Below are 20,205 nucleotides of genomic sequence, written 5' to 3'. Positions count from 1 at the left end.
TTTTATTTTAATCAGAGTTCAGTGAACTTCGTTTGAAGCGGCATCCTTTTGCTTTTTTCTTTAAAAAGCAAAAGATATAGCGGATAGCAGGATGAGCTTCTAAAAATAAATAAAATAATTGATTATGTGCAAAAACGCCAAATTGCTAAGTTTAAATTCCTTGCAATTTAGCGTCTGTAAATTTTAAATTATATTTTAGAAATAGAATCCGAAAGATCCTTTTACTGCAAATTTTGCGGCATCTGGCATATTCAAATAATTTCCTCTCCATGAAAAATCAATTCTGAAAACTTTGAAGATGTTTCCAATTCCGGCATTGTATTCCCAATATACTTTTTCAGGGGCATTATACGGAAGTCCTGAAGCATTTATCGCTCTGTTTTCATCAGAAATTGTTCCATGAACAGCTCTGACACCTATAAATTCCCTCCAATTCAGTTTTCTCATAAATGGAATTCTGGCAAATATTCTTCCTCCAAAATCATGATTCCACTGCAATGTAGTATATTGGTCGGTTACAAATTCATAGAAATTTAGGTTGCTAAAAGTATTCTCAATCGTAAAATATGTTTGGTTACCCGGAATAACACTCATTAATCCTAAAGGAATTGTACCAAAAGTCTTTCCTGTTTCAAGCGTGATATTTGTTCTTCCTAACGGCCCTATGATAATGGGCTGCCTGTAAAATAACTGTATTTTTTCATAAGCAAAATCGCTGTTAAGAACTCCTTTTAAACCATAACTAAAGTTAACGAAGAAATGACTAAACGGGCTGTCAACAAGATCCCGCTCTACTCCATAACCAATGGTCTTACGATTTGGCATAAACTCGAACTGAATGTTAGCCTCAGTTTGTGTCACTTTACTTTCAACCACACCAGTCGGATTTGAAACAGATGGCAAAGTTTTATAATAGTCTAAACTAAATGTAGGGGATGCCGATTCTAACGTTCTATATGAAAAACCTGCTGAAACTATGAAATTCTTCTTGGCTTCCATTTCAATAGAAACGTTACTCAAATTAATATTAGTAAGTTTTCCATTGCTTCCGGTTGTAAACAAGGCTGAAGATGCAAAACTTCGCCCTAAAACATCATTTGTAGTGGTTAAACTCGCTCCGATCTGTTCAATATCGCGCCTGTTACCTCCGGAAATTATTAATCGGTTTTTCTTGTCCAGCATCCATTTACCTGAGACTCCGTATTTGAATTTATTATCGTCAAAACCGTATGCGGTATAAGCCTGGATTCTCCATGGGTCATTTGGCCCAAAATACGTTCTTCCCCCAACTCTTAAACGTAAACCTTCGACTTCATTATAACCGAAAGTAGAAAAAATAGGACCGTAATCGAAATTTTTAAATTCGACATAGCCACTTCCTAAAATCGAAACCAAATTATAAAGCTGCTTAAATTTCTTGACAGTCTGCAGGGTGTCGAGCATTTTATAAATTCCCTGTTCGTCTTTGTTTAATTTTTCAAAACGATTTTCTTCCCAAAATTCATCCGGTCTTTGATAAACAGCATTGTCTATAAAATTGACCTCTTCTTTATAAAACTTATCAGGTTTCTGAATGTTGAATTTATGATTTCTGTAAAGCGTAGTTCTTTTTCCATAAACCCCTTTTGATTTTTCTTTTTTGTTTAAAGCAAAATCAGACATCATATAATCACGGGTTAAAAGGAAAACCGAGTCATTCTCTACTTCAAATTCCTGTTCAATATAAATATCTTTCACCCAGTTAATATTGGCACTTTTGGTAACGGCCATATTAATTTTTTTGATGGCAAAAGTTGAATCGTTGACCCAAAAATCTCCCTTAAAGGTTAATTCGTTCTTACGTCTTGGATAGAAAACGATATTATAACACCATTTTTTGTCTATAAAAGCACTGTCTTTTAATACATAGTTATACACATCAATTCCGGTTTTTGAAAGCGGGCTTGTAAAACTCTTGTCAAAAAACTTTAAATGATTGTCGTAAATATTATAGTCTGAATAAAGATCTTTTACGAAAGATAAAATCTGCTGATTCCCATTGAATCCGGACATTTTGTTTCCCGTAATGTTTTCCTTTACTTTCTTAAGTTTATTATCTCCATAAACATCATAAACCGATTCATTAATAAAGATTGGCAGATAGGTTTTACCCGTAACATCCGAAGTATCCACATGATTGAAAACAAACTCCATTCCTTTGAAGAGTTTATTTTTCATAAAAGCACTGTCAATCGTATTCATATCGAATTCGACCTTTTCGTACTTTTGCATCTGATATTGATTGAATTGATAAAGACCGTTTTTACGTTTCCTCTCCCAAATTTTTCTCAAAATATCTAATGCGGGATTGTTCTTTTTTGATGTTTTACCAGTAAATATAACAACTTCATTAAGTGCTTCAGGTTCGCTTAAAACAATTTTGAAATCATAATTTACTGCTTTTTCCAAAAGCACTTCCTTATCTGAAAATCCTGCAGAAGTAACTAACAAAGCGGTATAAGTATTTGGTGATTCTAAATAAAAACGTCCGTCTTCATTAGAAACTATCCCTGTATTTGACCCCTTAAAAACTACATTTGCAAACGGAACAGGCTGATTGGATTTGTCCAAAACAATTCCACTCACTTTAGTTTGCGCAAAAACATGGTTTGCTAAAGCAAATACAAAAAACAGGCTGAGTAAAATTATTCTTTTCATATTCCGGCAAAAAAAAACTTCATCAATTAACTAATGAATGATGAAGTTTTTATGAGTATGTATGTATTATTATTTGTACATTACTTTTTTTACTGCTTTCACTACATCACCAGCATTCGGCAACCAGTCTTTCAGTAAAACAGGTGAATAAGGTGCAGGAGCATCAGCAGTTGTAATACGCTGAATTGGCGCATCAAGAAAATCAAAAGCCTGTTCCTGTACAATATAGGTTATTTCAGATGAAATACTTGCGAATGGCCACGCTTCTTCAAGAATTACCAAACGGTTTGTCTTTTTAACCGATTTTAAAATCGCCTCATTATCCATCGGACGAACAGTTCTTAAATCGATGATCTCACAAGAAATCCCTTCTTTAGCTAATTCATCAGCCGCAATAAAAGCTTCTTTAATGATTTTTCCGAAAGAAACGATTGTTACATCTGTACCTTCACGTTTCACATCAGCTACTCCAATTGGAATTACATATTCTCCGTCAGGCACTTCTCCTTTATCACCATACATTTGCTCAGATTCCATAAAAATTACTGGATCATTATCACGAATTGCAGATTTTAAAAGTCCTTTAGCATCATAAGGGGTTGAAGGAACGATAACTTTAAGACCCGGAGTATTAGCAAACCAGTTTTCTAAAGCCTGTGAGTGAGTTGCCCCTAATTGACCTGCAGAAGCAGTTGGTCCGCGGAAAACGATAGGCACATTAAATTGTCCTCCTGTCATCTGACGCATTTTAGCAGCGTTGTTTATAATCTGATCAATACCAACTAAACAGAAGTTGAAAGTCATATATTCTACAATTGGTCGGTTACCGTTCATCGCAGATCCTACTGCAATTCCTGTAAACCCAAGCTCAGCAATTGGAGTATCGATTACTCTTTTTTCGCCAAACTCAGCAAGCATTCCTTTTGAAGCTTTGTAAGCTCCGTTGTATTCTGCAACCTCTTCGCCCATTAAATATATGGATTCATCGCGACGCATTTCTTCACTCATCGCTTCGCAAATGGCCTCTCTAAATTGTATTGTTCTCATAGTTGTATGTTATATTCTTTTTTTCTGATGAGCAAAAATAAATATTTTAAATAACTTAAAAGCATAAATTGAATTTAAAATAACAGTAACTTTCCCTTCTTCCATCACTTTTAACTTTTTAAAATTTATTGTGATATTTACAAAATAGACAGACTGTCGATTTTCTTCACTAAAAAATATTTTATAAAAACTCCATTTTTCCTGTTTTATTCTAAAATAAGTAAAATCTTTTTAATGTTTATAATATCAAACAATATTAATTAACTATCATTAAGTATTATACAGTTTAAAAAAAAACAGCAACGCTAACAATCAATATTATAAATCAAATTTTGATTCCAGTTTTTTGGATGTAAGCATTTCAAACAAGCAAATATTCGAAATCGTAATAGTTTTTAAAATATTATGCATGCATAGTATAATTATTCCAAATTAAATCCTAAATTTGTAGAAGCATATTATAAATTCAAAATATATACTTTATGAAAATATTAGTTTGCATCAGCCATGTGCCTGATACTACTTCAAAAATCAACTTCTCCAATGGTGATTCAGAATTTGACACCAACGGTGTACAATATGTAATTAACCCTAATGATGAATTTGGTTTAACCCGTGCTATCTGGTTTCAGGAACAGCAAGGAGCAAATGTAACTGTTGTAAACGTGGGAGGTCCGGATACTGAACCAACTTTGCGTAAAGCTTTGGCAATTGGCGCAAACGAAGCAATTCGTGTAAATGCAAATCCAACTGATGGCTTTTTTGTTGCAAAACAATTGGCTGAAGTAATTAAAAATGGCGGATATGACTTAGTGATTGCCGGAAAAGAATCTTTGGATTATAACGGTGGAATGGTCCCTGGAATGATTGCCGGAATTTTAGGTTCTAACTTCTTAAATTCTTGTACTGCTATTACTGTTGAAGGAAACAATGTAAAAGCTGTTCGCGAAATTGATGGGGGAAAAGAAACAGTAAGCACTACTCTTCCTTTAATTATTGGAGGACAAAAAGGCCTTGTTGAAGAAAAAGACTTGCGTATACCTAACATGAGAGGAATCATGACCGCAAGAACAAAAGCATTAACAATTCTTGAGCCAGTTGATGCGCCTGCAAATACAAAAGCGGTAAAATTTGAAAAACCAGCTCCTAAATCAGCAGTAAAATTAGTTGCTGCAGATAATTTAGATGAGTTAATCAATTTATTACACAACGAAGCAAAAGTAATCTAGCAATTAGTATTAGTCGCAGTTTTTTCAGTTAAAGAACCTGAAGCCTGAAAAACTCTAAACTTTTTAAACATAAAATTATGTCATTATTAATATACGCAGAATCTGCAGAAGGAAAATTTAAAAAAGTTGCTTTTGAATTAGCTTCATATGCTAAGAAAGTAGCCGAATCATTAGGAACAACCGTAACAGCTGTAACTGTAAACATCAGTGATGTCAGCGAGTTGGCAAAATACGGTGTTGACAAAGTCTTAAAAGTAAACAATGATAAGTTAGCAGGTTTTACAGCAAAAGCTTACGCTGATGTTATCAAACAAGCTGCTCAAAAAGAAGGAGCAAAAGTAATTTTACTTTCTTCTACAACAGACAGCATTTACCTCTCTCCACTTGTGGCAGTAGCTTTAGAAGCTGGTTTCGCTTCAAACGTGGTTGGACTTCCAGTAAGCACATCACCTTTTCAGGTAAAAAGAAATGCTTTCTCAAACAAAGCTTTCAATATTACAGAAATTAGCACTGATGTAAAAGTTCTTGGATTGGCTAAAAACTCTTACGGAATTTTCGAAAGTGCCGGAGCCGGAACTGAAGAAGATTTCAATCCAACGATTGGCGACAATGACTTTGGAGTAAAAGTAGATTCTGTAGAAAAAGTAAGCGGAAAAGTATCAATAGCCGATGCTGATATTGTAGTTTCCGGAGGTCGAGGATTAAAAGGCCCGGAAAACTGGGGATTAATTGAAGATTTAGCTTCAGTTTTAGGAGCAGCAACAGCATGTTCTAAGCCTGTTTCTGATTTAGGATGGAGACCTCACGGAGAACACGTAGGCCAAACAGGAAAGCCGGTTGCAACAAACTTATATATTGCTGTAGGAATTTCAGGAGCGATTCAACACATTGCAGGTATCAACTCATCAAAAGTAAAAGTGGTTATCAACAGTGATCCTGAAGCCCCATTCTTTAAAGTTGCCGATTATGGAATTGTTGGAGATGCATTTGAAATTGTACCTCAATTAACAGAAAAACTGAAAGCTTTCAAAGCACAACATTCTTAATTTAAAATCTATTCAAAAATATAGCTGCCTAAAAATAAGATAATCGTATCTTTGTTTAGGTGGCTTTTTTGTTCCATATTTTTTGATTAAAATTGCACATTTATTTTCCAGTCAAAAAAAGTATTAAATAGAGGCTTTAAGTGCCTTTTTTACAAACATATATGAGTCTAGTAAAATTATCCATAAAGGGAATATCATACAGTCAAACTCAAAATGGCGCTTATGCCTTAATTTTGAATGAAGTTGATGGTGAAAGAAAATTACCTATTGTCATTGGTGCTTTTGAAGCTCAATCGATAGCTATTGCTTTAGAAAAAGAAATTAAACCACCCCGTCCGTTAACACATGATTTATTCAAAAATTTTGCAGAAAGATTTGATATCGTTGTAAAGCAAGTAATTATTCACAAACTTGTTGATGGCGTTTTTTATTCGAGCCTAATTTGCGAAAGAGATAAAATCGAAGAAATTATAGATGCCAGAACATCTGATGCAATTGCTTTAGCATTACGATTCAGTGCTCCGATTTTTACCTATAAAAACATTTTAGATAAAGCCGGGATTTACCTGAAGTCTAATGCTGCTGAAACCGACCCCGGATCTCAGGAACTTGATGATGTACTTTCTAATCCTGAAACTTTTGGCCGGGAAGAAGAAACGAACCAATCCGGAGATGTTTATGCCAAACATAGTTTACAAGAGCTAAACGAACTTTTAGATCAGGCAGTTTCTCAGGAAGATTATGAAAAAGCAGCCAAAATTAGAGATGAAATCTCAAGAAGATAATTTTTTGCAATTGCAAATTTCAGACTTTAGATCTCAGATTATTACAGATTACAAAATATGAAACAATACTTAGATTTAGTAAAACACGTTTTAGAAAACGGAAATCAAAAAGGTGACCGAACCGGAACCGGAACTAAAAGTGTCTTCGGCTATCAGATGCGTTTTGATTTAAGTGAAGGTTTCCCAATGGTTACAACCAAAAAGCTACATTTAAAATCTATCATTTACGAATTACTTTGGTTTTTAAAAGGCGACACTAACATCAAATATCTTCAGGAAAACGGAGTAAAAATATGGGACGAATGGGCTGATTCTAATGGAGATTTAGGTCCCGTTTACGGACATCAGTGGCGTAATTGGAATAGTGAAGAAATCGATCAGATTACTGAATTGATTACAGAATTAAAAACAAATCCGAATAGCCGCAGAATGCTGGTTTCTGCCTGGAATCCTTCAGTATTGCCGGATGTTAAAAAGTCATTTGAAGAGAATGTAGCCAATAACAAAGCTGCTTTACCTCCATGCCATGCTTTTTTTCAATTTTATGTTTCGAGTCCCGATACTGAAAAAGGAGAAACAAAAGGGAAACTATCTTGTCAATTGTACCAGCGAAGTGCTGATATCTTTTTAGGCGTTCCTTTTAATATTGCTTCTTATGCATTATTAACCATGATGATTGCTCAGGTATGTGATTTAGAATATGGCGAATTCGTTCACACTTTTGGTGATGCACACATTTATAACAATCATTTTGAGCAATTAGAGCTACAATTAACACGAGAGCCAAAACCTTTACCAAAAATGATTTTAAATCCAGAGATAAAAAATATCTTTGATTTTGATTATAATGATTTTACACTTGTAGATTATGATCCACATCCTGCTATAAAAGGTAGTGTTGCTGTATAAAAAACAAAAATCCGCTTTAATTTCAAGCGGATTTTTTTATACTACTAAAACACTATTTTCACTTCCTGCAAAATCATTCCATTTATAGGCATCTGCTTCCGGGTCATTAATATACAGTCCGTCAACTACATACTTAAACTCATAAATTGCATCTTTAACTAATTCATAGGTAGCTTTAAACGTTCCATTTTTTAATTTGCTCAGACTCCCTTCTTCTATATTCCAGTTATTAAAATCTCCAACTACAGCGGCAGAATTAGCATCTTTTGCTTCAATTGCAAATGTTACTTTACAAACTGGTTTCGTTTTTACAAATTGCTTTTTTAAAGACATAACTGTTTCATTTTTAGGTTTATATCATCAAAGTTCGCAAATTCATTTGAGTAAACAAGACATTACCATATGATTTACGATTATAGCAATCAGAGACATAATTTTTGCACTATCAGTAATTTTACGCTTTTTAATTCAATAATTCGGATTGGGAGACCATTTTGAACCAAATATTATTTATTCAAAATAGTGAGTTTTCAAAATAAATTATAACTTTATAATCTTATTTTGAATAAATTATGGAAAAAGAAGTGCATGAACAATATGAGTACGCTCGTAAAAGAATCAGACAGAAAAAGGCATTATATTTTCATTTTGTACTTTTTTTGTTAGGAAGTTTATTTTTATTTGTTGCTAATCGTTTTTTTGGTTTTAGTATTGGAACGGAACAAAATTGGTGCACTTGGATCATTACTTTATGGTTTTTTATCTTTATTTTGCACTTTATAAAAATCTATATAACGGATAGATTTATGAATAAAAAATGGGAAAGAGAACAGATAGACCGACTGGTCGCACTCCAACAAAAGAGAATCAATCAATTAGAATCCTCTATCAATGACAATCCTGAAAATAAAATTTAGTTTTAATACACTATGCTTATAATGATAGCGGCTGTTGCCGAAAATAATGCCCTGGGGAAAAAAAACAAATTAGTCTGGCATCTCCCAAATGATTTTAAAAGATTTAAATCCCTTACTACCAATCACCATATCATAATGGGAAGAAAAACTTTTGAAAGTTTTCCAAAACCGCTACCAAACAGAACACATATTGTAATTTCCCGACAGGAAAATTATAATCCCGGGGGATGTATAGTGGTTGACAGTATTGAAAAAGCGATTGCAATTTGTCCTGAAAATGAAGATTCATATATTATAGGAGGTGGGGAAATTTACACTCTGGGACTACAATATGCTGATATTATTGAAATAACACGAGTACACCATACTTTTGAAGCCGATGCTTTTTTTCCTAAAATCAATGAAAGGGAATGGCAATTGGTAGAATCTGAAGAAAACTTTAAAGATGACACCCATCTTTATGATTATACCTACGAAACATACATTAAAAAATAAAAAAAACATCCTCAATTGCTTGAGGATGTTTTTATTTAAATCCAATGATAAGAGCAATGACCTACTCCAGAAACAATATTTGATAACATAAAATAAAAATTACAAATATTAAAAATACCCCTGAGAGGAATATAATAACATTTGATATTTTTTGAGAGTACATCTCAAAAAAACCCTTAATACCAAATACCACGAAGGTACTAAAGGCAAAGAAAATTAAAATTTCCAAAAACAAATTTAATCCTAAGAACGTATTTTGCGCTTTAAATATAATACTGCTCTCAAAAACAGTACTTTCAAAACAGCTTACAAGAACAAACGAGATGCTAAGCGCAAGGAGCACCCATTTGATTTGGGTCATTGTATCTCTATTTATCATTGAAAAAATATTAACATTTTTACAAGTGCTAAATTGACCAATAAATACTTCACCTACAATACCCACTTTTAGTGATTTTACAAAAATACACATTCAATGCCTGAAAACATTTTATATCCTAATTAAGAAACACAATTGCAGTTAAATACTTTATGTTATATTTGCGTAAATAAAAAAAATGTCTGAAAAAATAACTCCGTACAAAAACTCAACATTAGGCAAAAAAGAACAAGTTGCACAAATGTTTGACACTATATCAGGAAATTACGATAATTTAAATCGTGTAATCTCATTTGGAATAGATGTAAAATGGCGTAAAAAAGTTTTGAAAATAGTTTCTGATTCAAAACCAAAAACAATACTTGATATTGCTACCGGAACCGGAGATCTTGCCATTTTAATGGCACAAAGTAATGCTGAAAAAATTATTGGTTTGGATATTTCTGCCGGAATGCTGGAAGTCGGAAGAAAAAAAGTAGAAGAAAAGAAACTTTCAGACAGAATTGAATTAACATTAGGAGACTCGGAAAAAATGCCTTTTGAAGATAATTATTTTGACGCTATAACAGTAGGCTTTGGAGTTCGGAACTTTGAAAATTTAGAAAAAGGTTTTGCCGAAATTTTAAGAGTTTTAAAACCAAACGGGGTATTTGTAATCCTGGAAACTTCAGTTCCTGATAAAACTCCTTATAAACAAGGATATCGCTTTTATACCAAAAACATACTTCCTGTTATAGGAAAATTATTTTCTAAAGACAATTCAGCTTATGGATATTTATCTGAATCTGCTGCTGCTTTTCCATATGGTGAAGCACTGAACAATATTTTGAGAAAAATCGGGTTTATAGATGTTGTGGCTATGCCTCAAACTTTTGGAGTTGCAACCATATATTCTGCTTCTAAAAAATAGTATGAAAAAAACAGTAGTCTTAATTTTATTAGTATTATCAGCACAGGGATATTCACAATTTGCTAAAAGCATGTTTAGCAAAGATCCTATTATTAATCTGGAAAACTGGCAAAAGCAGCGCCTGTACTTTGGGTATTATTTAGGCTTTAACAGCTTTGATTTTAAATTTGATTATAAAGAAGTTACAGAGGATATCCAGGTAAAAAAAACAACAGGATTCAATGTTGGGGTTGTCGCTGATTTAAGACTTCAGGAATATATAAATTTACGTTTCGAACCTGGATTGTATTATACTAAACGGGATCTGCATTTTTCAGGAGTAGGAAATTCAGAAAATGATTATTTAAGAGAAGTCAACAGTACTTATATTCATTTCCCGTTATTATTAAAATTTTCAGCTTTACGTACCGGAAACATACGCCCCTATTTAACAGGAGGACTTTCTACAACTTTAAATTTATCCAGTAATTCAAAATCTAAGGATGACAACTTTGAGGGTACATTTAGAACTAAATCATGGAGTTCTGCTTATGAAATTGGTTTTGGAATAGACATATTCTCTGAATATTTTATTTTTTCTCCTTCTATAAGAGGTATGTTTGGAATAACCGATGAGTTAATTCGTGATAATCCGGGTCAGGCCAGTCCATGGACAGACAACATAGATTCGATGAAATCAAGAGCAATTTTAATAAATTTTACTTTTCATTAAAACAAAAGCTTAACTATTTCGTTTAAACTCACTAAGAACAATAGCAGTGGCGGTGGCTACATTTAAACTTTCGGTTTTTTGTAGTTTACCAAATCTGGGAATTGTGAGTCGGCTTGTTACTGTTTTTTCAATCTCTGCCGAAATGCCATTGGCTTCATTACCCATAATAATGATTCCGTTTTGAGGCAATACAGATTGATAAATATTTTCACCATTCATAAAAGTTCCAAATACAGGTAATTTTGTGTTTGTTATAAACGATTTCAAATCAACATAATTTACATTTACTCTTGCAATAGAACCCATTGTGGCCTGCACGACTTTTGGATTGTAAATGTCAACCGTTTCTTTTGAGCAAATAATTTGTTGGATTCCAAACCAATCACAAAGCCTTAAAATGGTTCCTAAATTTCCCGGATCCCGAATATCATCTAAAGCTAAAATCAAGTCCGAGTCGATTATCGTATTTTCGGCAGGGATTTTGAATAAGGCTAAACATGTATTCGGGGTTGACAAAGCACTTATTTTTTTAAGTTCTTGTTCTGTTATAGAAATACGTTTTGAAAATTCAACCGTTTCAAAGTCATTTTGCGTGGTGAACAAATACTCTAATTCAAAATTGGAAAGCAACAATTCCTGAATTACTTTAATTCCTTCGGCAAAAAACAATTGATTAGCAAAACGTTGCTTTTTTTGATGCAAACCTGTTATAAGTTTTATTTGGTTTTTACTAATCATAAAATATAATGTACTTTTGAATTAAATATTTAAAAACACTTGAAAAAGATTTTTACAAAAATAACAGCATTTATTCTAATAGCAATACTTATTTGTGCTTGTAATGCTGTGAAAAGAGTTCCGGAAGAGAAAAACTTACTTATAAAAAATGACATTATTGTAAACGGCAAATCCACTAATGATGAAACTGCCTCCAATCAGATGTATCAAAAGCCAAACAGTAATTTATTAGGATATCGCCTGCGTCTAAATTTATATAATCTGGCAAAATTAAATCCTGATTCTACGTATCAGGCAAAATTTAAAAACAATCCGGGAAAATATGAACGTCAGTCTAAAATATTATCTGCTAAACAAGTGGATCGCCTTGGACAATCTTTTTTATATAAAGGAATTCATGAATTTTTAAAAAAAACCGGCGAACCTCCTGTTATTATTGACACTTCAAAAACCAAAAAAACATTACTCCGCTTAAAATCCTATTATTTCAACAATGGTTATTTTAATGTGGCTATGAATTATAATATCGACAGTGTCGGTTATAAAAGAGCAAAAATTAATTACAACATTACAACCGGAACTGCTTATACTCTGGATTCTATTAGACGAAGCATTAGCACACCGGCTTTAGATTCATTATACAAAACAAACCCTGAACCACCTATCTTAAAATCAGGAAATCAATTCAAAACCAGTGATTTCGAAGAAGAAAAAAATCGTATTACGACCTACTTTAGAAATCACGGAGCCTACTATTTTCAACCAACATATGTTACTTTCGATGTTGATACGATTGGTAAAAAAAACAAAGCGGATATAAATTTAATCATCAAGGATAACAGCATTCAGGAAAAAGACTCCAGCAGGACAGAACCTTTTAAATTGTATAAAATAAGTGATGTTAACATCTATACAGATTATTCTCCTGCACATGCAAAAAGCAAAATTAAAGACAGCACAACTTACAACAACTTTAATTTGTATAGCTATGATAAATTAAAGTATAAGCCACGCGCTATTACAGATGCTATTTTTATCTCAAAGGGAGGTACTTATGCAGATTTCAGAACTACTCTTTCATCTCGTTATTTGAATAACCTCAAAATTTTTAATTACCCATCCATACAATATGAAGTTGATAAGCGGGATTCAACCGCACAATCCTTAATTGCAAAAGTCTATTTAACACCAAGAAAAAAATATAGTTTTGGTGCTACTTTAGACTTAACTCACTCAAATATCCAGGATTTCGGAATTGGAGCCAGTGTTTCAGAAACGATTCGAAATGTATTTAACAGAGCAGAAACCTTAGAAATTTCTGCACGTGTAAACGTAGGTTCCTCAAAAGACATGGCCAATCCTAATGATAATTTCTTTAATGTTTCGGAATACGGGGTTGACATGAAACTTAATTTCCCAAGAATTTTAATGCCTTTCGGGACTGAGAAGATTATTCCGAAAAGCATGATTCCATCCACATCGGTATCAGCCGGTTTTTCTAAACAAAGAAACATCGGATTGGACAAAGAAAACTTCACTGGCGGCTTATCTTATCTTTGGTCTCCAAAACGATACAATTCAGCAAAATTAGACCTACTCAATGTACAATATGTCCGCAACCTGAACCCTGATAATTATTTTAAGGTATATACTTCTTCTTATGATGAATTGAATGGTATTGGAAAAGATTACAATGTAAATACTGATAACTGGGGAGATTCCCCAGAAGAACAAGATCGAAAAAACCTAACTATACCTCAAGGAACAACAGGTTTCACAGATGATGTTATAAACAACAGAACAGCACTAAAACCAGCAGATCCAAAATATCAGGATGTAAAAAGCATAGAAGAAAGAAGAATCCGACTTACTGAAAATGACTTTATTCTGGCGACCAGCTATACATTTACCAAAACAACCAAAAAAGATTTAGCAGATAATACTTTTTATCAGTTTAAAACCAAAATAGAATCAGCAGGAACTTTATTATCGGCCATTTCAAGTGTGGCAAGTTTACCTAAAAATTCACGTGGTAACTACGACATATTTAATCTTGAATATTCAGAATACATAAAAACCGAATTTGACTATATTAAGCATTGGGATTTTGGCAAAGAAAAAGTACTGGCTGTCAGAAGTTTTTTTGGTATCGCAATTCCTTTTGGAAATTCAGATTATGTCCCTTTTTCACGAAGTTATTATTCCGGGGGATCAAATGACAATCGAGCCTGGCAGCCTTATGCATTAGGTCCGGGAAGTACAAATGCCGTAAATGATTTTAATGAAGCCAATATGAAACTCGCCCTTAGTGGTGAATTTAGGTTTAAAATTTTCGGGGATGTTAAAGGTGCCATCTTTGCTGACGCCGGAAATATCTGGAATGTACTCGATAATGTGACTGATGAAAAGGCAAAATTCTCCAGCTTAAACGATTTCGATGAAATTGCTTTAGGTTCCGGATTTGGTTTACGATACGATTTAAGCTTTTTTGTTATTCGTTTGGATTTAGGCTTTAAGACTTATAATCCGGCGCATGACAAGGGAGACAGGTGGTTCAAAGAATACAATTTTGGACATTCGGTTTTAAATTTTGGGATAAATTATCCGTTCTAATGCTAATTAATTCTTATTTTTGCAACCTAAAAACCTAAAAACAACTAAAAAAAATTACAATGGCACACAATATTAAACCAGGAGTGGCTACAGGAGATCAGGTACAGGAAATCTTTAATTATGCAAAAGAAAAAGGATTCGCACTTCCGGCAGTAAACGTAACCGGATCAAGCACAATTAATGGAGTTCTTGAAACTGCAGCAAAACTTAATGCTCCGGTTATCATTCAATTTTCTAACGGTGGAGCACAATTCAACGCTGGAAAAGGATTATCTAATGCAGGTGAAAAAGCAGCTATTGCAGGAGGAATCGCAGGAGCAAAACACATTCATACTTTAGCAGAAGCTTATGGAGCTACCGTGATTTTACATACTGACCACTGCGCAAAAAAATTATTGCCTTGGATTGATGGTTTGTTAGATGCATCTGAAAAACATTTTGCAGAAACAGGAAAACCATTATTCAGTTCTCACATGATCGATTTGTCTGAGGAGCCAATCGAAGAAAACATTGAGATCTGTAAAGAGTATTTAGCAAGAATGAGCAAAATGGGAATGACATTAGAAATCGAGCTAGGTATTACAGGTGGTGAAGAAGATGGTGTTGACAACTCTGATGTTGACAGTTCAAAATTATACACCCAGCCAGAAGAAGTAGCTTACGCTTACGAAGAATTATCTAAAATAAGCCCTAAATTTACAATTGCTGCTGCTTTTGGAAACGTTCACGGTGTTTATAAACCAGGAAACGTAAAATTAACTCCAAAAATCTTAAAAAATTCTCAGGATTTCGTACAAAACAAATTCAACACAGGACACAATCCAGTTGATTTCGTTTTCCATGGAGGTTCTGGTTCTACACTTGAAGAAATCAGAGAAGGAATCAGCTACGGAGTGATCAAAATGAATATTGATACCGATTTACAATTTGCATATACTGAAGGAATCCGTGATTATATGGTTAAAAATCTTGACTATTTGAAATCACAAATTGGTAATCCAGAAGGTCCGGATGCTCCAAACAAAAAATATTATGACCCAAGAAGATGGGTTCGTGAAAGCGAAGTAACTTTCAACGCAAGACTTGAGCAAGCTTTTGCTGACTTAAACAACGTGAATACACTATAATAAAAAAGTTTCAAGTTTAAAGTTTCAGGCTTCAGGTTTCGCAACTTGAAACCTGAAACCTCAAACAAATAAAACATTCAATATGGCTTGGTTTAAAAGACAGGAAAAAGGGATTACAACTGCTACAGAAGACAAGATGGACGTTCCGAAAGGATTGTGGTACAAATCTCCTACCGGAAAAATTATTGATGCTGACGAATTAGCGAGAAATTTGTTCGTAAGCCCAGAAGATGATTTTCACGTTCGAATTGGAAGCGCAACCTATTTTGAAATTTTATTCGACAACAACGAATTTGTTGAGTTAGATAAAAACATGACATCAAAAGATCCTCTGCATTTTGTGGATACAAAAAAATATGCTGAGAGACTGAAAGATGTAATGGAAAAAACGCACCTTAAAGACGCTGTTCGTACCGGAGTAGGAAAATCTAAAGGAAGAGAACTTGTAATCTGCTGTATGGATTTTGCCTTTATCGGCGGATCTATGGGAGCAGTTGTAGGTGAAAAAATCGCAAGAGGTATTGACCATGCAATCAAAAACAAACTTCCTTTTGTAATGATTTCTAAATCTGGTGGAGCACGTATGATGGAAGCTGCTTATTCGTTAATGCAATTGGCTAAAACATCTGTAAAATTAGCTCAGCTTGCCGAAGCTGGCTTACCATACATTTCTTTATGTACAGACCCAACTACCGGAGGAACTACCGCATCTTATGCTATGTTAGGCGATATCAACATCTCTGAGCCTGGCGCTTTGATTGGCTTTGCTGGTCCACGTGTTGTACGTGATACCACAGGAAAAGATTTACCGGAAGGTTTCCAGACTGCTGAATTTCTTTTAGAGCACGGTTTCCTTGACTTTATCACGCCTAGAAAAGAATTGAAAGATAAAATCAATTTGTATATCGATTTGATTCAGAATAATGATATTAGAAAATAGTTTTTAAAACTTAAAAATATTAAAATCTCATCCGCTTCATTGCAGGTGAGATTTTTTTATATATTTAATTTTAAATCTTATCTTCATGGCTAAAATTTTTATTGGTTTCGTTATTTGTATATTTCTTTCGAATTGTAGCAAGAAAGAAAATCAAAAAGAAAATATTCCTTATATAATTTCTAAAGAAAGTAAGGGAAAAATCACCGGCAACGATACCATTCCTCCAACCCCTCCTATTCCCGGCTGGCTAGTCTATGGAACAAATACCTTTATTATAAACACTGATTCTACAGCATACTACTTTTAAAATAAAGGAATAGGATTTATATGCGGAACACCAAATGCAGACACTATTCCTTATTTTATAAATTTACAACCAAAAGATTTAATTGAAATTTCAAATAAAAACCTTTATGAATTTATAAAATTGAATTATAAAGATAACTTTCGAAATGCAACTTTTATCGCATCACAATCTGACACATTGACATCGAAGATATTCTTTGATTTACGTAAATCTTTGAAGTATTTTATCAGAGATCGTGATTTCTGTATTGTAAGAAGAACAGCCCAAGAAGAAGATACTGTTTTGAAATATAAGAGAAATGATGAATCTTATGATATTAAATGGGATAAAACAAAAATTAAATTCCCTGAGGAAGTTAAATTTGTCAAACCACTAATTCGAATTAAAACGAAACCTCAAAAAACTACATTCCCGTTCGAATAGCCTCAACAGGATCAAGATTTGCAGCTGAAATAGCTGGCAAAATTCCCGAAATTAATCCAATAAGAGCAGCTAAAGTTGTTCCTAAAATTATATTTCCAAAGCTTAAGACGAATTCAAAATCGAGTGCTTTAGTTAAGATAAATGCAATTCCCCAAACCATCAGCAAACCAATAATTCCTCCAATTACAGAAAGAATTATGGCCTCGAATAAAAACTGAAATAATATGAATCGGTTTTTAGCACCAAGCGATTTTTGTATTCCAATTAAATTGGTTCTTTCTTTTACGGAAACAAACATAATATTGGCGATTCCGAAACCTCCGACTAAAAGAGAAAATCCGCTGATAATCCATCCCACCACATTCATCTGACCTAAAATTCCGTCAATAAAATCTGTAAACCCTGACAATACATTGATAAAAAAATTATCCATTTCCCCTGCTTTCATTCCGCGAATTGCTCTTAGTTTTTGAGCAACTTGTGCTTTATAAGCATCCATATCTACACCTTTTACCGGTTTTAAAACAATTACCGGTGTCATCGCATCGTTATCTCCATACATTCGACGCAGGAAATTAGCCGGAAAATAAACAGACGTATCATTACTGTCTCCGAAAAACCCTGCCCCTTGTTTTGCCATTACTCCGACAACGGTAAAACGCTGTCCGTATAGACGAATATTTTTTCCAATAGGATCGCTTTCTCCAAAAAGTCCGTTGGCAATATCATAACCTAAAACAATTACGGGAGTTCCTGAATTCGATTCGGATTCATTATAAAATCTTCCTTTGTCAAAACTCAATCCGTCAATATCAACCATTTCGAAAGAAGAGGGAATCATATTTACATCGGCAACAGTTTTCGAATCATATTTTAAAGTTTCACGATTCACGAATAACTGGTAGCCTACCTGATCGGTATTATTTAGGGAATTTTTCAAGGCAATATATTCATCATATTTTACATTTGGAAACTGCTCTCTCTTCCATTGCGGAATTTCTGAAGGCCCAAAACTAAATTTCATTAAATAAATCGTATTTTTATCTAAACTGCTTAAATCTTTAGTAATTTTTTTATCTAAAGAATCAACAGCAGCGAGTACGGCAATAATCGAAAAAATACCAATTGTAACGCCAAGTAATGACAATAAGGTACGCAATTTATTGTTCCGTAAAGCATTGATGGCAAAACTCAGACTTTCTTTTAATAATCTCAGATAAAGAAGCATATAATAATATTTTTCAACAAAGTAAAATTCAATATTTTAAAAACAAAAACCTAATAAAAGTTAGCTTACTCATCAGTAGATTTTTTTAGCATAATGTTACATTAATTTTCTTTAAAATAATATATAAAAAAACTACTTTTGCAGTCTGAAAATCATAACTACACAATGAGCACAACTAAAAAAATACAATCAGCGTTAATATCTGTTTTTTCGAAAGATGGATTAGAGCCAATCGTTAGAAAATTACAAGAGCAAAACGTAACACTTTACTCAACAGGAGGAACAGAAGATTTCATTAAAAACCTTGGCATTCCGGTAGTTCCTGTTGAAGATATTACTTCTTTCCCTGAAATCCTTGGAGGAAGAGTTAAAACATTACATCCAAAAATTTTTGGCGGTATTTTGAATCGTCAGGACAACGAAAGTGATGTTGAGCAAATGAAAGAGTTTGATATTCCTCAGATTGATTTGGTTATTGTTGATTTATATCCTTTTGAAAAAACGGTTGCTTCAGGTGCAAGCGAACAAGATATTATTGAAAAAATTGATATTGGCGGAATTTCATTAATCCGCGCAGGTGCAAAAAATTTCAAAGATACTGTGATTGTAGCTTCAGTAAACGAATACAGTTTGCTTTTAGATTTAATCACAGAACAAAATGGAGCAACTACTTTAGAAAACAGAAGGTTATTTGCTACAAAAGCATTCCATGTTTCCTCTCATTATGATGGGGCAATTTTTAATTATTTCAATACTGACGATACGATTTACAAAGAAAGTATCGCTAATGGGCAAGTTTTAAGATACGGTGAAAACCCGCACCAAAAAGGATTCTTTTTTGGAGATTTTGACGCTATGTTCAAAAAAGTTCACGGAAAAGAATTGTCATACAACAACTTATTAGATGTTGACGCTGCAGTAAATTTGATTGCTGAATTCAAAACAGACGGACCAACATTCGCAATTTTAAAACACAATAATGCTTGTGGATTGGCTTCTAGAAAAACAATCAGCGAAGCTTATTTAGCAGCTTTGGCTTGTGACCCAACTTCTGCTTTTGGAGGTGTTTTAATTGCTAATACCAAAATTGATTTAGCAACCGCACAGGAAGTCAACAAATTATTCTGCGAAGTAGTTATCGCTCCAGGTTATGATGACGAAGCAATTACAGTTTTACAAGAAAAGAAAAACAGAATCATATTAGTTCAAAATGAAGTTGAATTACCATCACGCCAGGTAAGAACTTGTCTTAATGGTTTGTTAATTCAGGACAGAAATAATATTACAGATACTAAAGAGCATTTAAAAACCGTTACAACTACAGAGCCAACTGCTCAGGAGATTGAAGATTTAATTTTTGCTTCAAAAATTTGTAAAAACACCAAATCGAATACGATTGTTTTTGCAAAAAACGGAACATTAATTTCCTCAGGAACAGGTCAGACTTCAAGAGTTGATGCTTTGATTCAGGCAGTTGATAAAGCAAAAGCTTTTGGATTTGATTTAACCGGAGCTTCTATGGCAAGCGATGCATTTTTCCCTTTTCCGGATTGTGTTGAATTAGCCAAAAAAGCAGGAATAACAGCAGTAATTCAGCCTGGAGGTTCAATAAAAGATGAATTAAGCATAAATTATTGCAACGAAAATAATCTTGCAATGGTATTTACAGGAACACGTCATTTTAAACATTAATTTGTTTAACT

The 20,205-nt window shown here is 33.5% G+C and carries 18 protein-coding genes; 13 read left to right on the top strand and 5 right to left on the bottom strand.

What is annotated here, in order from left to right:
* Positions 1–195 precede the first annotated feature (195 nt).
* Positions 196–2,697, bottom strand: coding sequence for a DUF5686 and carboxypeptidase-like regulatory domain-containing protein (locus GXM16_RS01810; protein WP_163392139.1), 2,502 nt, complete (start codon positions 2,695–2,697; stop codon positions 196–198).
* A 69-nt stretch (positions 2,698–2,766) separates the two neighbouring features.
* On the bottom strand, positions 2,767–3,744 hold the full coding sequence (locus GXM16_RS01805) for a pyruvate dehydrogenase complex E1 component subunit beta (RefSeq protein WP_163392137.1): 978 nt from the start codon (positions 3,742–3,744) through the stop codon (positions 2,767–2,769).
* A gap of 482 nt (positions 3,745–4,226) precedes the next feature.
* Here GXM16_RS01805 and GXM16_RS01800 point away from each other — a divergent pair, with 482 nt between their 5' ends.
* The 4 genes from GXM16_RS01800 (at position 4,227) to GXM16_RS01785 (ending at position 7,713) form a co-directional block, all read left to right on the top strand.
* The gene (locus GXM16_RS01800; protein ID WP_163392135.1) at positions 4,227–4,973 is read left to right on the top strand and encodes an electron transfer flavoprotein subunit beta/FixA family protein; all 747 of its coding nucleotides are present in this window, start codon (positions 4,227–4,229) and stop codon (positions 4,971–4,973) included.
* A 77-nt stretch (positions 4,974–5,050) separates the two neighbouring features.
* The gene (locus GXM16_RS01795) at positions 5,051–6,019 is read left to right on the top strand and encodes an electron transfer flavoprotein subunit alpha/FixB family protein (RefSeq protein ID WP_163392133.1); all 969 of its coding nucleotides are present in this window, start codon (positions 5,051–5,053) and stop codon (positions 6,017–6,019) included.
* A 161-nt stretch (positions 6,020–6,180) separates the two neighbouring features.
* Positions 6,181–6,804 (top strand): bifunctional nuclease family protein, encoded by a 624-nt coding sequence (locus GXM16_RS01790; protein WP_163392131.1) that lies wholly within the window; start codon positions 6,181–6,183, stop codon positions 6,802–6,804.
* A 57-nt stretch (positions 6,805–6,861) separates the two neighbouring features.
* Positions 6,862–7,713 (top strand): thymidylate synthase, encoded by an 852-nt coding sequence (locus GXM16_RS01785; protein WP_163392129.1) that lies wholly within the window; start codon positions 6,862–6,864, stop codon positions 7,711–7,713.
* 36 nt (positions 7,714–7,749) lie between these two features.
* Here GXM16_RS01785 and GXM16_RS01780 read toward each other — a convergent pair whose 3' ends face one another.
* Positions 7,750–8,046, bottom strand: coding sequence for an isoamylase early set domain-containing protein (locus GXM16_RS01780; RefSeq protein WP_163392128.1), 297 nt, complete (start codon positions 8,044–8,046; stop codon positions 7,750–7,752).
* Positions 8,047–8,285: 239 nt separating this feature from the next.
* On the opposite strand from GXM16_RS01780, the gene GXM16_RS01775 reads away from it, so the two are divergent.
* The 4 genes from GXM16_RS01775 (at position 8,286) to porT (ending at position 11,126) form a co-directional block, all read left to right on the top strand.
* A complete protein-coding gene (locus GXM16_RS01775; RefSeq protein ID WP_025571575.1) occupies positions 8,286–8,630 on the top strand; it encodes a 2TM domain-containing protein in 345 nt (114 codons plus the stop codon).
* Positions 8,631–8,642: 12 nt separating this feature from the next.
* A complete protein-coding gene (locus GXM16_RS01770) occupies positions 8,643–9,125 on the top strand; it encodes a dihydrofolate reductase (protein WP_163392126.1) in 483 nt (160 codons plus the stop codon).
* A gap of 557 nt (positions 9,126–9,682) precedes the next feature.
* Complete coding sequence (ubiE, locus tag GXM16_RS01765) at positions 9,683–10,414, top strand: bifunctional demethylmenaquinone methyltransferase/2-methoxy-6-polyprenyl-1,4-benzoquinol methylase UbiE (RefSeq protein ID WP_163392124.1); 732 nt, start codon at positions 9,683–9,685, stop codon at positions 10,412–10,414.
* Position 10,415: 1 nt separating this feature from the next.
* Positions 10,416–11,126 (top strand): type IX secretion/gliding motility protein PorT/SprT, encoded by a 711-nt coding sequence (gene porT, locus GXM16_RS01760; RefSeq protein ID WP_163392122.1) that lies wholly within the window; start codon positions 10,416–10,418, stop codon positions 11,124–11,126.
* 9 nt (positions 11,127–11,135) lie between these two features.
* Here the strand turns inward: porT and GXM16_RS01755 are convergent, their stop codons facing one another.
* Complete coding sequence (locus GXM16_RS01755) at positions 11,136–11,864, bottom strand: RNA methyltransferase (protein ID WP_163392120.1); 729 nt, start codon at positions 11,862–11,864, stop codon at positions 11,136–11,138.
* A gap of 39 nt (positions 11,865–11,903) precedes the next feature.
* Between GXM16_RS01755 and tamL the strand changes: the two genes are divergently transcribed.
* From tamL to GXM16_RS01735, 4 genes are all read left to right on the top strand, one after another.
* Positions 11,904–14,477 (top strand): translocation and assembly module lipoprotein TamL, encoded by a 2,574-nt coding sequence (gene tamL / locus GXM16_RS01750; protein ID WP_163392117.1) that lies wholly within the window; start codon positions 11,904–11,906, stop codon positions 14,475–14,477.
* 59 nt (positions 14,478–14,536) lie between these two features.
* Positions 14,537–15,604 carry a class II fructose-bisphosphate aldolase gene (fbaA, locus tag GXM16_RS01745; protein ID WP_163392115.1) on the top strand — a complete coding sequence of 356 codons (1,068 nt, stop codon included), beginning with the start codon at positions 14,537–14,539 and terminating at the stop codon, positions 15,602–15,604.
* Positions 15,605–15,686: 82 nt separating this feature from the next.
* Positions 15,687–16,544 (top strand): acetyl-CoA carboxylase, carboxyltransferase subunit beta, encoded by an 858-nt coding sequence (accD, locus tag GXM16_RS01740; RefSeq protein WP_163392113.1) that lies wholly within the window; start codon positions 15,687–15,689, stop codon positions 16,542–16,544.
* An 85-nt stretch (positions 16,545–16,629) separates the two neighbouring features.
* Positions 16,630–16,851 (top strand): hypothetical protein, encoded by a 222-nt coding sequence (locus GXM16_RS01735; RefSeq protein ID WP_163392111.1) that lies wholly within the window; start codon positions 16,630–16,632, stop codon positions 16,849–16,851.
* Positions 16,852–17,254: 403 nt separating this feature from the next.
* On the opposite strand, the gene GXM16_RS01730 is transcribed toward GXM16_RS01735, so the two are convergent.
* A complete protein-coding gene (locus tag GXM16_RS01730) occupies positions 17,255–18,502 on the bottom strand; it encodes an ABC transporter permease (RefSeq protein ID WP_163392109.1) in 1,248 nt (415 codons plus the stop codon).
* A 165-nt stretch (positions 18,503–18,667) separates the two neighbouring features.
* On the opposite strand from GXM16_RS01730, the gene purH reads away from it, so the two are divergent.
* Positions 18,668–20,194 (top strand): bifunctional phosphoribosylaminoimidazolecarboxamide formyltransferase/IMP cyclohydrolase, encoded by a 1,527-nt coding sequence (purH, locus tag GXM16_RS01725; protein WP_163392107.1) that lies wholly within the window; start codon positions 18,668–18,670, stop codon positions 20,192–20,194.
* Positions 20,195–20,205 lie beyond the last annotated feature (11 nt).

It is taken from the genome of Flavobacterium limi, assembly GCF_010645075.1.
Taxonomy (GTDB): domain Bacteria; phylum Bacteroidota; class Bacteroidia; order Flavobacteriales; family Flavobacteriaceae; genus Flavobacterium; species Flavobacterium limi.
This window is presented reverse-complemented; position numbering and strand designations above follow the sequence as displayed.